Annotated in this window: 17 protein-coding genes; 9 read left to right on the top strand and 8 right to left on the bottom strand. The window is 68.3% G+C overall.

Annotated elements, in window-relative coordinates; genetic code table 11:
• Positions 1-30 precede the first annotated feature (30 nt).
• Both ON38_RS01600 and ON38_RS01595 read left to right on the top strand, forming a co-directional pair.
• The gene (locus ON38_RS01600) at positions 31-3,951 is read left to right on the top strand and encodes a Pls/PosA family non-ribosomal peptide synthetase (protein WP_039821748.1); all 3,921 of its coding nucleotides are present in this window, start codon (positions 31-33) and stop codon (positions 3,949-3,951) included.
• Positions 3,951-5,306: a M1 family metallopeptidase gene (locus ON38_RS01595; RefSeq protein ID WP_039821746.1), complete on the top strand. Its 1,356-nt coding sequence runs from the start codon at positions 3,951-3,953 to the stop codon at positions 5,304-5,306. Before ON38_RS01600 ends, ON38_RS01595 begins: the two co-directional genes overlap by 1 nt.
• Here the strand turns inward: ON38_RS01595 and ON38_RS01590 are convergent.
• Both ON38_RS01590 and ON38_RS01585 read right to left on the bottom strand, forming a co-directional pair.
• On the bottom strand, positions 5,291-5,479 hold the full coding sequence (locus ON38_RS01590; protein WP_039821744.1) for a hypothetical protein: 189 nt from the start codon (positions 5,477-5,479) through the stop codon (positions 5,291-5,293). The two genes, ON38_RS01595 and ON38_RS01590, sit on opposite strands and share 16 nt — an antisense overlap.
• A 15-nt stretch (positions 5,480-5,494) precedes the next feature.
• A complete protein-coding gene (locus ON38_RS01585) occupies positions 5,495-5,983 on the bottom strand; it encodes a DUF2752 domain-containing protein (RefSeq protein WP_245563849.1) in 489 nt (162 codons plus the stop codon).
• Positions 5,984-6,247: 264 nt separating this feature from the next.
• On the opposite strand from ON38_RS01585, the gene ON38_RS01580 reads away from it, so the two are divergent.
• Positions 6,248-7,300: an alpha/beta fold hydrolase gene (locus ON38_RS01580; protein WP_039821743.1), complete on the top strand. Its 1,053-nt coding sequence runs from the start codon at positions 6,248-6,250 to the stop codon at positions 7,298-7,300.
• 141 nt (positions 7,301-7,441) lie between these two features.
• Positions 7,442-8,362, top strand: a complete 921-nt coding sequence (locus ON38_RS01575; protein WP_039821741.1) for an NADP-dependent oxidoreductase — start codon at positions 7,442-7,444, stop codon at positions 8,360-8,362.
• Between the two features lie 255 nt (positions 8,363-8,617).
• Here the strand turns inward: ON38_RS01575 and ON38_RS01570 are convergent, their stop codons facing one another.
• Positions 8,618-9,091: a hypothetical protein gene (locus ON38_RS01570; protein WP_039821740.1), complete on the bottom strand. Its 474-nt coding sequence runs from the start codon at positions 9,089-9,091 to the stop codon at positions 8,618-8,620.
• Positions 9,092-9,144: 53 nt separating this feature from the next.
• Positions 9,145-9,552, bottom strand: a complete 408-nt coding sequence (locus tag ON38_RS01565; RefSeq protein WP_245563845.1) for a DUF4267 domain-containing protein — start codon at positions 9,550-9,552, stop codon at positions 9,145-9,147.
• Positions 9,553-9,639: 87 nt separating this feature from the next.
• Between ON38_RS01565 and ON38_RS01560 the strand changes: the two genes are divergently transcribed.
• The gene (locus ON38_RS01560) at positions 9,640-10,230 is read left to right on the top strand and encodes a TetR/AcrR family transcriptional regulator (RefSeq protein ID WP_039821738.1); all 591 of its coding nucleotides are present in this window, start codon (positions 9,640-9,642) and stop codon (positions 10,228-10,230) included.
• 18 nt (positions 10,231-10,248) lie between these two features.
• Here ON38_RS01560 and ON38_RS01555 read toward each other — a convergent pair whose 3' ends face one another.
• The 3 genes from ON38_RS01555 to ON38_RS01545 form a co-directional block, all read right to left on the bottom strand.
• Positions 10,249-10,635 (bottom strand): DUF1304 domain-containing protein, encoded by a 387-nt coding sequence (locus ON38_RS01555; protein WP_039821963.1) that lies wholly within the window; start codon positions 10,633-10,635, stop codon positions 10,249-10,251.
• A 191-nt stretch (positions 10,636-10,826) separates the two neighbouring features.
• The gene (locus ON38_RS01550) at positions 10,827-12,209 is read right to left on the bottom strand and encodes an MFS transporter (protein WP_039821962.1); all 1,383 of its coding nucleotides are present in this window, start codon (positions 12,207-12,209) and stop codon (positions 10,827-10,829) included.
• A 116-nt stretch (positions 12,210-12,325) separates the two neighbouring features.
• A complete protein-coding gene (locus ON38_RS01545) occupies positions 12,326-13,222 on the bottom strand; it encodes a DUF8832 domain-containing protein (protein ID WP_039821737.1) in 897 nt (298 codons plus the stop codon).
• Positions 13,223-13,486: 264 nt separating this feature from the next.
• On the opposite strand from ON38_RS01545, the gene ON38_RS01540 reads away from it, so the two are divergent.
• The 3 genes from ON38_RS01540 (at position 13,487) to ON38_RS01530 (ending at position 15,841) form a co-directional block, all read left to right on the top strand.
• Positions 13,487-14,890 (top strand): MFS transporter, encoded by a 1,404-nt coding sequence (locus tag ON38_RS01540; RefSeq protein ID WP_039821736.1) that lies wholly within the window; start codon positions 13,487-13,489, stop codon positions 14,888-14,890.
• 48 nt (positions 14,891-14,938) lie between these two features.
• Positions 14,939-15,145, top strand: coding sequence for a heavy-metal-associated domain-containing protein (locus ON38_RS01535; protein WP_039821735.1), 207 nt, complete (start codon positions 14,939-14,941; stop codon positions 15,143-15,145).
• A 255-nt stretch (positions 15,146-15,400) separates the two neighbouring features.
• Positions 15,401-15,841, top strand: a complete 441-nt coding sequence (locus ON38_RS01530; RefSeq protein WP_039821733.1) for a VOC family protein — start codon at positions 15,401-15,403, stop codon at positions 15,839-15,841.
• Between the two features lie 40 nt (positions 15,842-15,881).
• Here ON38_RS01530 and ON38_RS01525 read toward each other — a convergent pair whose 3' ends face one another.
• The gene (locus tag ON38_RS01525) at positions 15,882-16,616 is read right to left on the bottom strand and encodes a hypothetical protein (protein WP_039821732.1); all 735 of its coding nucleotides are present in this window, start codon (positions 16,614-16,616) and stop codon (positions 15,882-15,884) included.
• A 380-nt stretch (positions 16,617-16,996) separates the two neighbouring features.
• Between ON38_RS01525 and ON38_RS01520 the strand changes: the two genes are divergently transcribed.
• Positions 16,997-17,935, top strand: coding sequence for a tyrosine-type recombinase/integrase (locus tag ON38_RS01520; RefSeq protein WP_245563844.1), 939 nt, complete (start codon positions 16,997-16,999; stop codon positions 17,933-17,935).
• Positions 17,936-17,946 lie beyond the last annotated feature (11 nt).

The following is a 17,946-nucleotide window of genomic DNA, read 5'->3' as shown; positions in this document are numbered from 1 at the left end:
CGGCTGGGCGATGGAAGGTGGGCCGGACAGATGCGGGCGCAGGTGCATGCGGAGAGCGCGCTACGGCGGGCCGAGGCCGCGCCCCCGGCGCGCACCCTGGTCGATATCGTCGCCGCGACGGCCGCGCGACATCCCGACGCGCCCGCGATCGCCACGGCGGACCGCACCCTCACCTACGCGGAGTTGCGCACCGAACTCGAGAGCTCGGTCCGCGAACTGGCCGCCGCCGGGGTGGGTCGCGGTGACCGGGTGGGCGTGCGGATGCCCTCGGGCACCTGGGAGCTCTACCTCACGATCCTGGCGGTGCTGCACGCCGGCGCGGCCTACGTCCCGGTGGACGCCGACGATCCCGACGAGCGGGCGGAGCTGGTGTTCACCGAGGCCCGGGTGACGGCCGTGGTGACGGCGGACGGCATCCAGCCGGTCGGCGAGCGTTCGGACGTCGCGGCAGCCGTCGACGGGCGACCCGACCCGGCGCCCACGGTGGACGACGATGCCTGGATCATTTTCACCTCGGGTTCCACGGGTACACCCAAGGGTGTCGCGGTGACCCACCGCAACGCGGCCGCTTTCGTCGACGCCGAGGCCCGCATGTTCCTCCGGGACGCGCCGCTGGGTCCCGGCGACCGCGTGCTGGCGGGCCTCTCGGTCGCTTTCGACGCGTCCTGCGAGGAGATGTGGCTGGCCTGGCGGCACGGCGCCTGCCTGGTCCCCGCGCCGCGTGCGCTGGTGCGCACCGGCGCCGATCTCGGCCCGTGGCTGGTCCGGCAGGGCATCACCGTGGTGTCCACCGTCCCGACCCTGGCCGCGACCTGGCCCGCCGAGGCCCTGGAATCGGTCCGGTTGTTCATCTTCGGCGGTGAGGCGGTGCCGCCGGAGCTGGCCGAACGTCTCGCCGACCCCGACCGCGAGGTGTGGAACACCTACGGCCCCACCGAGGCCACCGTGGTCGCCTGTGCCGCACTGCTCGACAGCACCGGGCCGGTACGGATCGGTCTCCCGCTGGACGGCTGGGATCTGGCGGTGGTCGACGCCGACGGCGAACCGGTCGGCGAAGGCGAGACCGGGGAACTGGTGATCGGCGGGGTCGGGCTGGCCCGCTACCTCGACCCAGCGAAGGATGCCGAGAAGTACGCGCCCCTGCCCACGCTGGGCTGGGACCGCGCCTACCGCAGCGGCGACCTGGTGCGCAACGAAGAGGCCGGGCTGATCTTCCTCGGCCGGGCCGACGACCAGGTCAAGATCGGCGGCCGCCGGATCGAACTCGGCGAGATCGACAACGCGCTCCAGCACCTGCCGGGAGTCGGCGGCGCGGCCGCCGCGGTCCGGGCCACGGCGACCGGTGCGCAGGTGCTGATCGGATACCTCACCGGTGTCACCGAGGACTACGACCTCACCGCCGCGCGCGCCCGGCTCGCCGGACAGCTCCCGGCGCCGCTGATCCCCCGGCTGGTGGTCGTCCCGGAATTGCCGACCCGCACCTCGGGCAAGGTCGACCGGGACGCGCTGCCCTGGCCTCTCGCCGACGCCGCCGGTGGAACCGATCACGGGCTCACCGGCACCGCAGCCTGGGTCGCGCAACTGTGGACCGACGTACTCGGCGCCGAGATCACCGGCGCCGATGCCGATTTCTTCGCACTCGGCGGTGGTTCGCTGTCGGCGGCGCAGCTGGTCACCGGACTGCGGGCGCGATACCCGCGGGTCACGGTGGCCGATGTGTACGACCACCCCCGCCTCGGCGCGCTCACCGAGCTACTCGAGCAGAGCGGCCCGGCCGCTGTCACCGAGGCACGCGAGGTCCGCCCCACCCCGCCGGCCGCGCAGGGGATCCAGGTGCTGGCCACCATCGCCCTGACGACGCTGACCGGCCTGCAATGGGTCACCTGGCTGGCCGTGGCCTCCGGAGTGGCGGGATGGTTCGAGGTGCTGCCCTGGCTGCCGCGCCTGTCGTGGTGGTGGACCGCACTGTTGTTCCTGGTCTTCATCACCCCGCTCGGCCGGATGGCGATCTGCGTGATGGGCGCCCGGACCCTGCTGGCGGGAGTGCGACCGGGCAGCTACCCACGCGGCGGTTCGGTACACCTGCGGCTGTGGGCCGCGGTGCGGCTGTCGGAGGCCAGCGGGGCGGAGAACCTTTCCGGAGCACCGTGGATGGTGCCGTTCGCGCGCGCCCTCGGCGCGAAGGTGGGCAGAGGCGTGGATCTGCACACGCTGCCGCCGGTGACCGGCATGCTCGAACTACGTGACGGCTGCAGTGTCGAACCCGAGGTCGACCTGTCCGGGTACTGGATCGACGGCGATACCGTGCACATCGGCTCGGTCGTGGTCGGCCGGGGCGCGGTGGTGGGCGCCCGGTCGGTGCTGCTGCCCGGTACGCGGATCGGCCGCGACGCGGTGATCGCGGCGGGCTCGGCGGTGTCCGGCAAGGTGAAGGCCGGTCAGGAATGGGCGGGTTCACCGGCGGTGAAGGTCGGGAAGGCCCGGCACCGCTGGCCCGCGGAGACACCGGAGCGGGCGGTGCACTGGGTGCTGGCCTTCGGCGTCGGTTCGCTGGGGCTGGGGGCACTGCCGCTGTTCGGGCTCGCGGCGGGTCTGGCCGTGATCGCCTGGGGTATTCGGGACACCGCGGATTTCGCGGACGCCCTGCTGCCCGCCTTCCTGTGGCTACCGGTCGCCACCGGCTTCAGCCTGGTGGTCTATGCGGTCGCGACGGTCGTCGCGGTCCGGCTGCTCAGTATCGGACTCACCGAGGGTTACCATCCGGTGCGCAGCCGGGTCGGCTGGCAGGTCTGGGCCACCGAACGCCTGCTGGACTCGGCCCGCACCTTCCTGTTCCCCCTCTACGCCTCGCTGCTCACCCCGATCTGGTTACGGCTGCTGGGCGCGAAAGTGGGCAAACGGGTCGAAGCCTCCACGGTGCTGCTGCTACCCAAGTTCACCACCGTCGCCGACGGCGCCTTCCTCGCCGACGACACCATGGTCGCCGGTTACGAGCTCGGTGGCGGCTGGCTGCACATCGGCGAGGCGAAGGTGGGCAAACGCGCGTTCCTCGGCAACTCCGGAATGGCCGCACCCGGCCGGCGGGTTCCGAAGAACGGACTGGTCGCGGTGCTGTCGGCGGCGCCGACCAAGGCGAAGGCCGGCTCGTCGTGGCTGGGCAGCCCGCCGGTCCGGTTGCGCCGGGCCGCGGGGACCGCCGATACCGACCGCACCTTCGACCCGCCGCTGCGGCTGCGCGTGTTCCGGGGCGCCTTCGAGACCTGCCGGCTCGCCGCGGTCGTGGTGACCTTCGCCATCGGTCTCGGAGTCCTGTTGGTGCTGGCCCGGCTGGCCGATCGTTTCGGCTATCCGGTGGCGGCGCTGCTGTCCGGGGTGGTGCTCATGGTCGCGGGCGCGGTGGCCTGCGCGAGCGCGGTCACCGCGAAATGGGTGCTGGTCGGGCGGATCCGGGCCGATGAGCATCCGCTGTGGAGTTCGTTCGTCTGGCGTAACGAGGTGTCGGACGCGTTCGTGGAGACCGTCGCGGCGCCCTGGTTCGCCCGTGCGGCAACCGGTACGCCCGTACTGAATCTCTGGCTGCGCGCGCTCGGCGCGAAGATCGGCACCGGGGTATGGTGCGAATCCTATTGGCTTCCGGAGGCGGACCTGGTGACACTCGGTGACGGCGCGACCGTGGAACGCGGCTGCGTGGTGCAGACCCACCTGTTCCACGACCGCATCATGGCCATGGACACCGTGACTCTGGAGGCCGGCGCCACCCTCGGGCCGCACTGCGTCGCCCTGCCCGCCGCGACCCTCGGCGCGGGCGCCACCATCGGCCCGGCCTCGCTGGTGATGCGCGGCGACACCGTCCCGGCCTCCACCAGATGGTGGGGGAACCCCATCGCCCCCTGGGCCGGCCCGGCGACCGACCTCGAATCCGATCCGGCCGACGAGGACGCGGACAGCTGATGGGGAGCAGGTTCTATGACGCCCCCATCGACGACTACCTCCCTCAGAACGGGAACCGGGGCTATCGGGTATCGCGATACGAACTGGACCTGAATTACAAGGTGGCCAGTAACCGGCTCGCCGGGCGAGCGGTCATCACCGCCGTCACCACCGCCGAACGCCCCCGCTTCTCCCTCGACCTGTCCCAGGCCCTGGCGGTGTCGAAGGTACTGGTAAACGGCGGCAAAGCCGGTAAGTACACCCATCAGCGCGGCAAACTCACCGTCACCCCGCGCGAGCGGATACCGGCAGGCGGGATCCTGCAACTGGTCGTGCAGTACGCGGGCGCCCCGAAACCGGTGCGCGGGCCCTGGGGCGAGGTCGGCTGGGAGGAACTGACCGAGGGGTCGCTGGTGGCCAGCCAGCCCAACGGCGCCGCGTCCTGGTTCCCCTGCGACGACCATCCCAGCTCCAAGGCGAGCTACCGGATCTCGATCACCACCGACACCCCGTACTTCACCCTCGCCAACGGCGAGCTGGTCGGTAAGCAGGTCAAAGCCGGTCAGACCACGTGGGTCTACGAACAGACCGAGCCGATGGCGAGCTATCTGGCCACCGTGCAGATCGGACGCTACCGCAGACATCAGCTCACCGACCGGCGCACGCCCGTCCCGATCCATGCCGTGATCCCGACATCGCTACGCGCGGCCTTCGACCACGATTTCGCCCGGCAACCCGAGATGATGTCGGTGTTCAGCGAGCTGTTCGGCCCGTATCCGTTCCGGAGCTATTCGGTCGTGGTCACCGAGGACGAACTCGAGATCCCGATCGAGGCCCAGGGCATCTCCGTCTTCGGCGCCAATCACTGCGACGGTCGCCGCGGCGCCGAACGCCTGGTCGCGCACGAGCTCGCCCATCAGTGGTTCGGCAACAGCCTCACCATCCAGCATTGGTGCGATATCTGGTTGCACGAGGGTTTCGCCTGCTACGCGGAGTGGATCTGGTCGGAGGCCGCGCACGGGCCCAGCGCCGACCAGCTCGCCCGCGCGGCCTGGCACACCCTGCGCCGGGAACCGCAGAACATCGTGGTCGGTGATCCGGGGCCCGAGCTGATGTTCGACGACCGGGTCTACAAACGCGGCGCCCTCACTCTCCACGCACTGCGGCTGGAGTTGGGTGATACCGCGTTCTTCCGGCTCATCCGCGACTGGACCGCCCGCCACCGGCACGGTTCGGTCTCCACCGAGGAGTTCACCGATCTGGTCGGCCACTACAGCGTGACGCCCCTGCAGCCACTGTGGCAGGAATGGCTCTATGCCGAACCGCTACCGCAGCTGCCGCCGTTCGGCGGGAGCGCGGGTCAGAATACGAGGTAGCGGCCCGCGAGCTGTTCGACGAGCGGATCGTCCTCGGCGACGCTGTTCAATGCCTCGAGGTCGGAGACCACCGAGATGAGCCGTGGGTCCTCCGGTTCGGCACCCTCCGGGCCGTCCTCGGTCAGTTGTCGCCGCAGTTTGTCGCGGACCCGGTCCTTGAGTGAATCGTGCATTCGAACCTCGTCCTGTCAGACCGGCGTCAGCCAGGTGCCCCAGGGGGTATTGCGCACCACCGTGTAGACGGCGATCGAGCCGAGCAGCACCCACATAGTGAGGCTGCTGATCCCCGGCAGCCGCGGTCCATCGCCGCGCCACCCGCGGATCGCCCAATCACCCACCCACAACGCGTAGAGCGTCAGCACCGGCAGCGCCAGCAGGTTGCTGTGCAGGGAATCGACGATATGTCCCTCGGTCAGGTTGTGTACTGCGCGCATACCCCCGCAACCCGGGCAGTACACACCGAACAGGGCATAGACCGGGCACAGCCCGTACGAGCCCTCGATATGCGGGTCGCGGACGTGCAGCAACAGCACCGCCGCCGCGGCGGCGGCCGCCGCCGCGCCGGGCAGCAACAGTCCACGCCACCCGGACAACCCGGCACCATTGTCGGGCCCGGCCGCTTCCGGAACCCCTGGGCCCATCAGCTCACGCGGGCCGGCTGCGTCCGAGTCGTTCACGACCTTCACGGTAGTCGCGGTTCGCAGGTTGACGCCACAACCACCGGAGGTGCTTGCTCCGGTTGCATCGAAACCGGCGGCGGCTGCATCGAACAGGCATAGAACCCCCGCCGAATGGGCAGTATGTAGCTAACAGTGCCCCGCGCCGCACCGATATTCGGGACATCGACAACATCCCGGATGAGGAGAACCGGAACGGCGCTTGCTCTTGTAAGCACCCAGCTTGCAGAGTTACCGTGTCAGCAGGCACAAAGGAGTGTTCTGATGCTGGTGAAATCGATAACCGCGCTGTCGCAGGCGCATCAAGGCGCTCTGACCGCCCCGTACCGAGCAGCGTTGCGCGCGCGCCGATTCCGAACGGCCCACTACAACGCGCCGGCCGCCCATCCCGAGATCGTTCCCGTCACCACTGTCGACGGCGCCCGCCTGCGCGTGCACTCCTACGGTCCCGCCGATGCCGAGCCGATCGTGCTCATCCACGGCTGGAGCTGTTGTATCGAGTACTGGCACCCCCAGATCAACGCCTTCGCCGATCGCTACCGCGTGATCGCCTACGACCAGCGCGGCCACGGCGACAGCACCCTCGGCCGGTCCCCGCTGGGCGACCGCACCCTCGCCGACGATCTCGCCGCTGTCCTGGACGCGACCCTGCGGCCGGGGCAGCAGGCCCTGCTGGTAGGGCACAGCATGGGCGGTATCACCCTCCAGGCCTGGGCCGCCCGCCATCCGCAGCAGGTCCAACGGCGGGCCCGGGCGGTCGTGCTGGCCAACACCACCTCGGGCAATATCCGCTACGACACCGATCTGCTGCCGCTGCTGAACAAGCCGATCAGCCTGGGAAAACAGCCGTTGAGCCTGCTCGGTTCGCCGATCCGGCTGCCGATGATCGTCGCGGAGTCCCTGCTCACCACCCCCCTCCCGTTGCCCGGCGGCTGGGCGGCCCGCGAGATTCTGAAAGAACGCATCATGGCCCGCGGCGCCACCACCGAGCAGGCCGAATTCGCCCTGAACATCGTGCGTTCGTGCCGTCCGCTGGCCCGCGGCCGGCATGCCGCGATCCTGGCGGATCTGCAGTTGGGTGCGGCCGCGGCGAATCTGACCGTGCCCACCACGATCATCGCCGGCCGTTACGACCGCCTGCTTCCCGAACGGATGTCGCGCCTCATCGCCGACACCATGGTCGAGGCCGGTCACCGGCCCGACTATCAGGTCTGGCCCACCGGCCACCTGGGCAATATCGAGCGGATCGACCATTTCAACAATGAACTGACCGCCATCCTGAACCGCACCAGCCCCCGGTCGGCGGCCGCGGGCTGAGCGGGAAGTCCCCGAGTCCGGTCAGCGTCGCCCGGCTCGGCGGACCCTCCGCACCGGCCGGTCGCCGCCGCGCGGACCCCGGAATATCGCTTGCGGCGCGTCGTTGCACGCAATGACGACCGCAACCGATAGGACTGGACTATGCGCGCAGCGACCTACGACCGGTACACCACCGACAACAGCGATATCCGGGTACGTGACCTGCCGAAACCCAAGGTCTTTCCCGGGTCGGTACTGATCGAGGTGCGCGCGGCCGGGGTGAATCCGGTCGACTGGAAGCTCATGTCGGGTGCGCTGGACGGCCTGATCGATGCGATCTTCCCGGTGATCCCGGGCTGGGATGTCGCCGGGATCGTGGTCGAGAAGGGCACCGACACCCCGGAGTTCGAGGTCGGTGACGAAGTACTGGCCTACGCCCGAAAAGACGTCCTGCAAGACGGCACCTTCGCCGAACTGGTCGCCGTCCCGGCGGCCCGTGTGGCCCGCAAACCGGCGGACCTGCCCTGGGAGCAGGCCGGGGCGCTGCCCCTGGCCGGCGGTACCGCCCTGCGCACCCTCGATCTCCTCGGGGTCACCGGTGAGGACACCGTGCTCATCCACGCCGCGGCCGGCGGGGTGGGCAGCCTGGGCGTCCAGATCGCCCGGGCGCGCGGCGCCCGCGTCCTGGGGACCGCCTCCGAACGCAACCACGATTTCCTGCGCGAACTCGGTGCCGAACCGGTGGCCTACGGCGAAGGCGTGGTCGAACGTATCCGCGCGCTGGCCCCCGACGGCGTGCAGGCAGTGGCCGATTTCGTCGGCGGCCAGCTCGACACCACCCTGGCCGTCCTCGCCGAGAACGGCCGGCACGCGTCGATCGCCGACGGCTCGGTCACCGACCACGGCGGCCACGCGGTCTGGGTCCGCCCGGACGGCACCCAGACACAGCGCTTGGCCGACCTCGCCGCCAAGGGCGACCTCGTGGTCCCGGTCACGGCGACCTTCTCCCTGGAGGAAGTCGCCGACGCCTTCGCCGCGGGCCAGTCGGGCCATACCCGCGGCAAGAACGTCATCGTGCTCTGACACCGGCGCCCCGAAGCTCGCGACCGGCCTCGCCATCAGCACTGATCAACGGTGCGAAACGGCGCGCACTCACCGGATATGCAGCAGCTATACGCGCTGTGCACCGCGCAGGCTATTCCAATGCGGGAATTTGTCGAGCCGGCACCAGAGCGGATCGTGCCGGCGGGCGAGTGACCGGTCCGGGCGAACCTCCCACCTGCCGGCGCGGTGGCCGGGCGGACATCCGTCCCGCCCGGCCACCCGGAAACGTCGCACTCAAGCAATGATCAAGGTGGCGAGCAACCCGACCAGAGCAAGAGCCTGCAGGATCACCCGGGGGTAGAGAATGCTGTCCCACCGATCCTGCAGCGCACGCGCATTCGGCGGGATCACGCCGGAGCGAGCGGCGGCCTTCTGCGCCTCGTTGATCGGCTTGGCGATCCGCACATAGAGGACGAGCCAAATAGCGAGGGCGAGGACCGCGAGCCCGGCGGAAACAGCGGCGCCGGTAGCGTCGGCCAGGGCGGCGACGACCGCTGCCCCCAACGCCGCCACCACTCCGGTGACGCCGACCGGCGGCATACGCGAATCCGCGTAGTAATGCCCCCAGCCCGCGCTGAGCGTCATGGTGGCGTCGTCGAGCCGGCGATAGACCGACCGCATGACCAGCGCGCCCAGTACATCGGTGCCGTAGACGACGGCATTGGCGAGAACCGCGACGGCGGCGAGGATCTGAATGGAAACGGACATGGCGAACTCCTGAGTCTTACGAATTTCGGCTGGCAGTGGTCGATGTTCGGCAGTTATGCCGGAGCAGGTGCGGATGCCGCGGACTCGCGGAGGAGAAGCAGCCCGGTGATGCCCACAAGGAGTGCCGTGAGGCCGTGGATCCCGAAGGCGGCTGCCGCGGAGCCGTCGTAGGCCAGCACGGTCGCCATATCACCGATCGGGATCAGCGCGACGACGAGCATGACGACCCCCAGCGCGAAGCGCTGCCCGAGCGCCAGCAGCGCGAGGAGGAGGATCCCGCAGACCGTGTCGCGTACGCCCTTCAGATTCATGAATGCCGCGGCGTCACCGGTCGGCCACTCGGGCAGCCCGAATCCGGTGGCGATCGACTCGGGAGTGATCAGGTAGTTGATCCCGATGTAGAGGATGAACGCCGCCCCGATCAGCGACAGTGCGGTGGCGATACGGCGAGTGGTGATCATGATTGCTCCGAAATCTAGCAGTGCTATTCGATGGAGCAACATTAACTCAGCCCGACTCTCTTGTCTAGCGGTGCTAGAGTTTCGAGCATGAGTATTCAGAAGAGACGGGAACGGGAGCGGGCGGAACGCCACCGGCTGATCATCGATACCGCGCGCGAACTGGCGGAGACCGAGGGCTGGGACGCGGTGACCGTCCGCAAACTGGCCGACCGGATCGAATACAGCCAACCCGTCCTCTACAGCCATTTCGCCGGAAAACGCGCCATCGTCACAGCCGTCGCCGAGGACGGGATCGCCGAACTCGCCGCGGCCCTGCACCGCGCCCGGGCCAGCGCCGAATCGGAATCCGCCGCATTGGCGGCCCTCGCCCGCGCCTACATCGAATTCGCCACCGAGCATCCCGCGGTCTACGACGCCATGTTCGCCATGTCCACCGATCTGAAGTTCGGCCCCGAAGCCACCCAAGTCCTGCGCGACGCGTTCGCCGAGCTGGTCGCGGCCCTGGCACCCTTTGCCGGCGAGCACGATGTGGAAACCTTCACCGAAACCGGCTGGAGCGCATTGCACGGCCTGGCCACCCTGGAACGCGGCCAACGCCTACGCCCGGGGCTGCGCGAAAACCGGCTGGAAATCCTCAGCCGGCTATTGGAGCAGGCCGGCTCCACACAGGACTCGTGACCCGCCGCGACCGTCCGCTCACCCGATGAGCGCCCAGACCACGCCGAGCGCAACGGTCGTCAGCGGCGCCGCCCCCTGCTTTACCGCCGACGCGCGCTTGTCCGGCGACGAGAGCAGCAGCACCAGCGCGGCACCCAGCATCGCCCCGGTCCCGGCGAAGACCAGCGCCACCCCGATACCTCGATCCCAGGCTGTCGCGACCACAATCCCCACCACCGCGATGATCGCCAGGAAAAGGTTGTAGAAGCCCTGATTGAAGGCCAGTTCCCGGGTCGCCGCCGCTTCCTCGGCGCTGGTACCGAACACACCCCGCGCCGCGCCGGTCCACGCGAACGACTCCAAGTACCAGATGTAGACATGGAGTAGCGCCGAAAGCGCCGCGAACACTGCGATAGCAATGAGCATGAGCACCGACACTAGTCCACGGACCACCCCGGCCTGTGGACCCGGGAACCGCCAGGTCGGCGCGTATTCCTCCTCCCGCCCTCAGGGCACTGCCACCCTCGGCACCGGTTGCTCGCACCCCTGAGCGGAACGACGCATCGGCGGGCACCGGAATTCGGGTGCCCGCCGGATGACGCGGTTCGGTTGTGCGTTCAGGACGCGACGAGCCGCCGTCCCGCGGTCGGCCAGCGTGGGTGTTCGGCGTCGATGACGTAGGCGTGCGTGTGCCGGTAGTAGCGGTCGCCCACGCGCACGGCGTCGCCGAGCCGAGCCGGGTCGATGGCGCCGGCCTCGTGCAGGTGGGTCAGGACCTCAGGGTCGTGGCGCGGCCACAACCGCAGTACCGCGACGATCCCGGTGGCGCCGAGGACCGCCAGGACCATCCAGGTCGTGGTGAAACCCGTTGTGGTGGTGAGCCATCCGGCGATCGGGTAGGTGAGCAGCCACGCCACGTGCGAGAGCGAGAACTGGGCCGCGAACAGCGCGGGACGGTCGGCCGGCCGGGACGAGCGGCGCAGCACCTGTCCGGTGGGTGTCAGTATCGCCGCCGTGCCCGCGCCGATCGTCGCCCATACCGCGATCGCCGCAAATCGGCGCCAGTCACCGGATTCGGCGAACGAGAGGCCGATGGCCGATCCGAGGGCGGCGAGCAGGGCGACCGCGCCGGTGAGCATGACCGGCCGGGCGCCGAGACGATCGAGAACCCGGGGAAGGGACAGAGCGACGAGCATGGTCCCGAACCCGTTGGCCGCCAGTAACATCGCGACACCGGTTTGGGTGCCACCGAGGACATCGCGGACATAGTTGACCGTATTGACCATCACCACGGATCCGGCGGCCGCGACGACGAGATTCAACCCGAGCAGGCCGCGCAGTCGCGGCGTGCCGGCGAAAATACGCAGACCGACCGTGATCCGCTCTCGGAACGAACCGTCGACCGCGGCGGTCACGTTCGGGATGCGAGTGGTGATCACCAGCACGGCCGAGAGAACGAAGCCCATCGCGGTACCGACGAACAGCCAGTGGAAACTCGTTACGGTCAGTGCGATCGCGGCCAGCATCGGACTCAGCAGGGTCTCCATGGTCGCGGCCAGCTGAGCCGCCGACAGCGCCCGGGTGTATTCGCGCTCATCCGGGAGGATGTCGGGAATCACGGCCTGATAGGTCGGGGTGTATGCGGCCGAAGCGGTTTGCAGGACGGCGATCAGCACATAGATCTGCCAGATCTGATCGATGAACGGCAAGGCGAGCACGACGGCGGCCCGGACCAGATGCAGGGACACCAGGAACGGCCGGCGGGGGAAGCGGTCGGCATAGGCGCCCACGATCGGGGCGACCGTCACATAGACCACCATTTTGATGGTCAGTGCGGCGCCGAGGACGGCGGCAGCGGCCGCCCCGGCGAGTTCGTAAGCGAGCAATCCCAAAGCGACCGTGGTCAGCCCGGTGCCGAACAGGCCGATCGATTGGGCGGCGAACAGGCGCAGGTAGTCGTGGTTGCGGAACGGTGAGCGGGGCGTGGGCGCTGAGCGCATCGCGAATACTTCCTCGAACGAGTAGGGGTGGGCCACGGGTGCTCCGACAACAGCACTCGCACATATCGGGCTCCTTCGCCGCCGGGGCGGGCGCGCCGGCGTCCGCCCCGGCGTGATCAGTGGGTGACGGTGGGCAGGGTGAAGGCGGCGGTGCGCACGACATCGCCGTGCCGGAAATCCAGGAACAGGCGGTAGGTACCGGGTCCGGGGACGGCGGTGTGGAAGGCGACGTCCGGGCCGGGCGCGGTCACCCCGTCGCCCGGTTCACCGTTCGGGTGCACGTGGATATAGGCCAGGTCACCGGCGCGCAGGATCACCAGATGCCCGTAGGCGGCGAGGTAGGGCTGCAGATCCGTGACCGGTTCGCCGTCCTTGCGCACGGAAAGCGTGAGCAGGCGACCTGCGCCGGGCACGAGATCGCCGTCGAGACGGACCTCGTAGCCGTCCACCACCGCGGTGCGGGTGGCCGCCGGTACCGGCCGCGGCGCATACCGGCCCGCCACCGCCAGATCCGCGCCGAGGGTGAGGGTCTTGCCGAGCGCGCGCGGCGCGATATCGGCGAATACCCGGTAGGACCCCGCCTCCGGAAGGTTCAGCCGCACCGACCAGACGCCATCGGCGCCCAGTTCGGGGTGCACATGCCAGAAATCGGTCAGTTCGCGCCGGACGACGATGAGGTGCAGATCCCGGTCGTGGACGGCGGAGTAGTCGGTGACAGGTTCCCCGTCCGGCCCCAGGATGCGGAACCGGAAGTCGGTCTCACCCGGGTCGATGATCGGTTCCGCCAATTCCAAGGTGTACCCGTCCTGGGTGATCTGGAGGCCACCCGGCACAACGTCGTGTGCGATGTGGTCGGCGTTGTGGGCGTGACCGGCATGAGCGGCGTGACCGGCATGAGCGGCGTGACCGGCGTGCTCGGCATGACCGGCATGAGCGGCGTGACCGGCGTGCTCGGCATGACCGGCATGAGCGGCGTGCTCGCCATGGTGCTGGGGGTGAGTCCGAGTGGTCATTGTTCGCGGCCTTCCGATCGTGCTGTGCGGGACATCAGCGAAGATAATACCCCCAGGGGGTATATGCAAGTCCCCGATCGGTGACCTGCTTCACCCGGACACCCCATGCAGCGCCCGAAGTTGATGCCCACCCCTGCTACGCACTGCAATTCGGTCCAGAACGGTGGCCGAATACACCCGCCGGCCGAAATCGCCTGTTGACCAATGCATACCGTAGGGGGGTATGGTAGCCGCCTCGTTGGCTTTCGAGAGGACGGAAATGTCATGAGTACGCAGACGCGGCCCGCCACGCGGAAGTGGTGGGCACTGGCGGTCATCGCCGCCGCCCAGTTCATGGTCATCATGGACACATCGATCATCGGAATCGCTCTGCCGAAGATGCAGACCGACCTCGGGTTCTCCCAGGAGAATCTCACCTGGGTGTTCAATGCCTATGTCATCGCCTTCGGCGGGTTGCTGCTGCTCGGCGGACGATTGTCGGACCTGCTCGGGGCACGGCGGGTGTTCGCCGCCGGATGGGCGATCCTGCTCGCGGGTTCGGTCATCGCGGGCGCCGCGGGCAATGTCGCGATCGAACTGACCGGGCGCGCGATCCAGGGTGGCGGTGCCGCCCTCATCGCCCCCGCGGCGCTGACCCTGCTGATGACGCTATTCGGCTCGACGCCGGGCGAACTGACCAAAGCGCTGGCCGTCTACGGCGCGGCCGCCCCCGCGGGTGGCACCGCAGGTGTCTTCCTCGGTGGCGTCATCACCGAATACATCAGCTGGCCCTGGGTCTTCTACATCAATATCCCGATCGCGCTCCTGGCCTTGCTCGCGGTCCCCGCGCTCATGCCCGCCGCCCCGGCCCGTTCCGGCTCCGTCGATCTGCTCGGCTCGGTGACCGTCACCGCCGGCCTCGCCGCGGCCGTATACGGCATCGTCCGGGCTCCCGAGGCGGGCTGGACATCGGGTCCGACGTGGGCTGCCCTGGGCGCCGCCGCCGCACTGCTGGCCGCCTTCGTAGTGATCCAGGCTCGGCGCCGGCAGCCGCTGATGCGGCTCGGCATCTTCGCCGCACCGAATCTCGCCGCGGCCAATATCGCTCAGCTGTTGCTCGGCGCGGCCTGGGTGCCGATGTGGTTCTTCCTGAACCTGTACCTGCAGCAGGTACTCGGCTACAGCGCCTTCCCCGCCGGTTCGGCCCTGCTGCCGATGACCACCCTGATCATGCTCGGCATGATCGTGCTGGCGCCCCGCGCCATGCAACGGTTCGGCGCCCGGCCGATGATCGTGGCCGGGCTGACCGTGCTCGGGCTCGGCTTGGCGATCATGTCGCTGGTGCGTCCGACCGGGAACTTCTGGGTCGATGTCCTGCCGGCCTCCTTGGTCGCGGCCGCCGGGATGTCACTGGCCTTCGTGCCCTCGCTGGGCACCGCCATCTCCGCGGCACGCCCCGAAGAGGGCGGACTGGCCTCCGGCATCGTCAACGTGAGCTACCAGGTCGGCTCCGCGCTGGGACTGGCGGCCATGACCGCGGTCGCCGCCTCCTTCGGCGCCGACCGCACCGACAGCCAGCCGGATCTCACCAACGGATTCTCGGCGGCATTCGTCGGCGCGGCCGTCATCGCTCTCGCCGGAGCCGGCATCGCCGCGGCGACCATACGCCGGACCGATCAGGCGAGCTGACCGCTCCGGCACGACCACCGAACACCGAAGAACAGAGGGACGAACGAGATGAACACGACAACGTTCGATGTCACCGGGATGACCTGCGGCTGCTGCGCCGGCAAGGTTCGCGACCACGTCGGCGCGATCGCGGACGTCCGAACCATCGACGTGGATGTGACCGCCGGCCTGCTCACCATCACCGCCACGCGGCCGATCCCGCGAGACGCGGTCGCCGAAGCCGTCGAGAAAGCAGGTTTCCGCCTCGCCGAGTGAAGAGAGTCCACGGCCCGGTGACACCCCGCCTGATACCGGCCGGGTGTCACCGGGTCGCTTCAGTGCCAGGCGGAACATCCACACCCGATCACCACGGCGTGGGTACGCGTCGTCGTACTGGCCCGCTCCACCGTGCCGACGGCAAAACTCGTCATTACCGAAGTGGTGCGGCCCGGGATGTCGATAATGGCATGTCGGCTCCGTCTCCCTGCAGATGCGGACAACGTGGCCGTACTTCACCGAAGGAGACCCGACATGGCAATTCAACGGATGGACAATGTCCTGATCGTCGTCGACGACCTGGACGCTGTTATCGCGTTCTTCGTCGAACTGGGTATGGAGCTGGAGGGTAAAGGGCCACTCGACTGGCCTGGAGCCGAGCGCGTCATCGGCCTCGACGACGTCCGCCAGGATGTCGCCATGCTGCGAATCCCGGACGGCCACGGCCGGATCGAGCTGGCGAAGTTCCACAGGCCGAAGGCCATCACCCCCGAACCGAAAGACGCACCGGCGAATACGCTGGGCATTCGTCGCGTCATGTTCGCCGTCGACGATATCGACGATGCCATCGCCCGCCTGCGCGGCCACGGCGCCGAACTCGTCGGCGAGGTGGTGCAGTACGAGAACATCTACCGGCTCTGCTACATCCGTGGCCCCGAGAACATCATCGTCGGACTGGCCGAACAGATCGGCTGAAATCGAGAGTTCGCTGTCAGCGGTGTGGACCTTTGCGCGACTATCGATGTTTCGGATGTAGCATACTCGGGGGGATTCCCTCATGGTTCAGCAATTGCTCGCGTCGCGCCAGTGTCAACTCGATCGCGTCATCACCCAGTAGGTCCTGGAGGGCACTGCCGATCCTCGCGCTTCCGAACGATTCGACCGATTGCAGGATATCGTCGTCCATGCGCTGCCCTGACCACTCTTTGGTAAATGATGAAATAATGCGGAATTCTCTTGTCTGGTCGCTGGGATCATCGGACCTGGTCGGGAAACTGAAGCCGTTGTCGAAAAGAGCCATATCTGCCCCGGGCTCGTCACTCGGCCTGGCCATGATGCGGGGTCGTGCGTTCTTGTAATGCCCGTCGTAGCTGCCGATGACGAAATGTCCGGCGGCGGCGGCTTGCTGCTGTTTCGGCCGGTACTCGCCGACTGGGACGTCAGGTTTGAGATCGAGGAACTGCTGCACGAATGCAGGCCCCTGCTGGTCGACTACCGTCAGGGCGCTGGGCGGTACGAGTTCCATGGCAGGGAACATGCCGTTGATGATTCGATAACCGCCGAGTTCGCGTACTGCGAGCTCACCCGGCCGCTCGGTGAACCATTCCCGGGTGAGGTTCTCCCCGGCGATCGGCTTGACGATATGCAGGCGCTCTTGGTCGTCGACCATCACGAGCACATCGTTGGAGGATCGTGGCAGTTGATCCGTCAGTTCGTGGTTACGCACCAAGCGGTGGCCGGCGACTTCCATTTCGCCTGGATCCGGCACATACTGCGGGAATCTCTTACTGTTTGGCCGGTAGATCGGTAGGCGGCTCGTGAACGATGCTGTTCCGCCAGTGATGGAGGTTCGATCGGCGGCAATTTCGCGATCGATCAGATACCGGAGTGTGTCGGCGTTGTCTCCTATCCAGGTTCCGTGCCGACGTGCCGCGAGCAGCGCGTTCCCGCCGAGTCGAAGGGCGATTTCTTCTCGAGGGTCGAGGAATATCGTTGAGAAATCCGGCGCTTAGCAGTTACCGCACATAGCAGCTCACTATGTGCGGTAGTGTCGCAGTCGTCCTGCGCGATGTCCTTTTCACGCGGCGGCGGCTCGGGAAACTATCTGCGGTACTGGTGGGAGGTTGGTCGATGGGACGGGTTCGGATGCTGCCGACGCCGGTGAATGATGTGCGATTGGCCGACGCGGTGCGGATCTACCTGGCCACGATCACGGTGTCCAACACGCGTGCAACCTATGCGGCGGCGCTGGAGAAGTTGGTGGCAGATTTCGGCGCGGACACGAATGTGGCGCTGCTGGATCAGGAACCGGACCGGGTCAGTGGCTGGTTCACCTTCGTGTGGGGCAGCAAGGCCCCCAAGACGTTCAACATCCGGTTGACCGCGCTCGCGGCGGCGTGCGGGTATTGGCGCGAACAGCAGTGGCTGGCCGGTGATCCGTTGGTGCGGTTGCGGGCCCGGCCCGCACCACCGGATACCAGTAAGGCACTGAGCCGGGAGCGCGTCGCCGAGATCCTGGGATCGGATGCGGCGCTGCGGGAACGGGTGTTGTGGCACATGCTGTACGAGTCATCGGCGCGTGCCGAGGAGGTGCTGATGCTCGATGTACCCGACCTGGATACGGCGAACCGATGCGCGGTGGTGACCCGTAAGGGCGGGGCGCGGGAGGTCATCGCGTGGCAGACCGGCGCGGCGCGGTTGTTGCCGCGGATGCTGGCCGGCCGCAAATCCGGTCCGTTGTTTCTGACCGACCGCAGAGCGCGGCCTTCGGTGGCCCGCAACGATATCGACCCGTCGACCGGGCGGGCGCGCCTGTCGTATCGGCGTGCGGCGGAGTTGTTCGAGACTTACACCGAACGTTTCGACAACGGCCCGTACACGCTGTACCAGTTGCGGCATTCGCGGCTGACCCACGCCGCCGAGGAAGGGGCCTCGACACCGGTGCTGATGAAACTGTCGGGGCATACCTCCGTACGCAGCCTCGCCAAATACGCGCGGGTCTCCGACGACGGGCTACGGCGGTATCAAGCCGACAGCGACCCCGCCGCACGGCGGCGAGCAGGCCGGTGATCAACAGATGA

The organism is Nocardia testacea NBRC 100365, assembly GCF_000308775.1.
In the GTDB taxonomy this organism is placed as follows: Bacteria; Actinomycetota; Actinomycetes; order Mycobacteriales; family Mycobacteriaceae; genus Nocardia; species Nocardia testacea.
The sequence above is the reverse complement of the archived record's forward strand: the minus strand, read 5'-3'. Positions and strand labels throughout refer to the sequence as shown.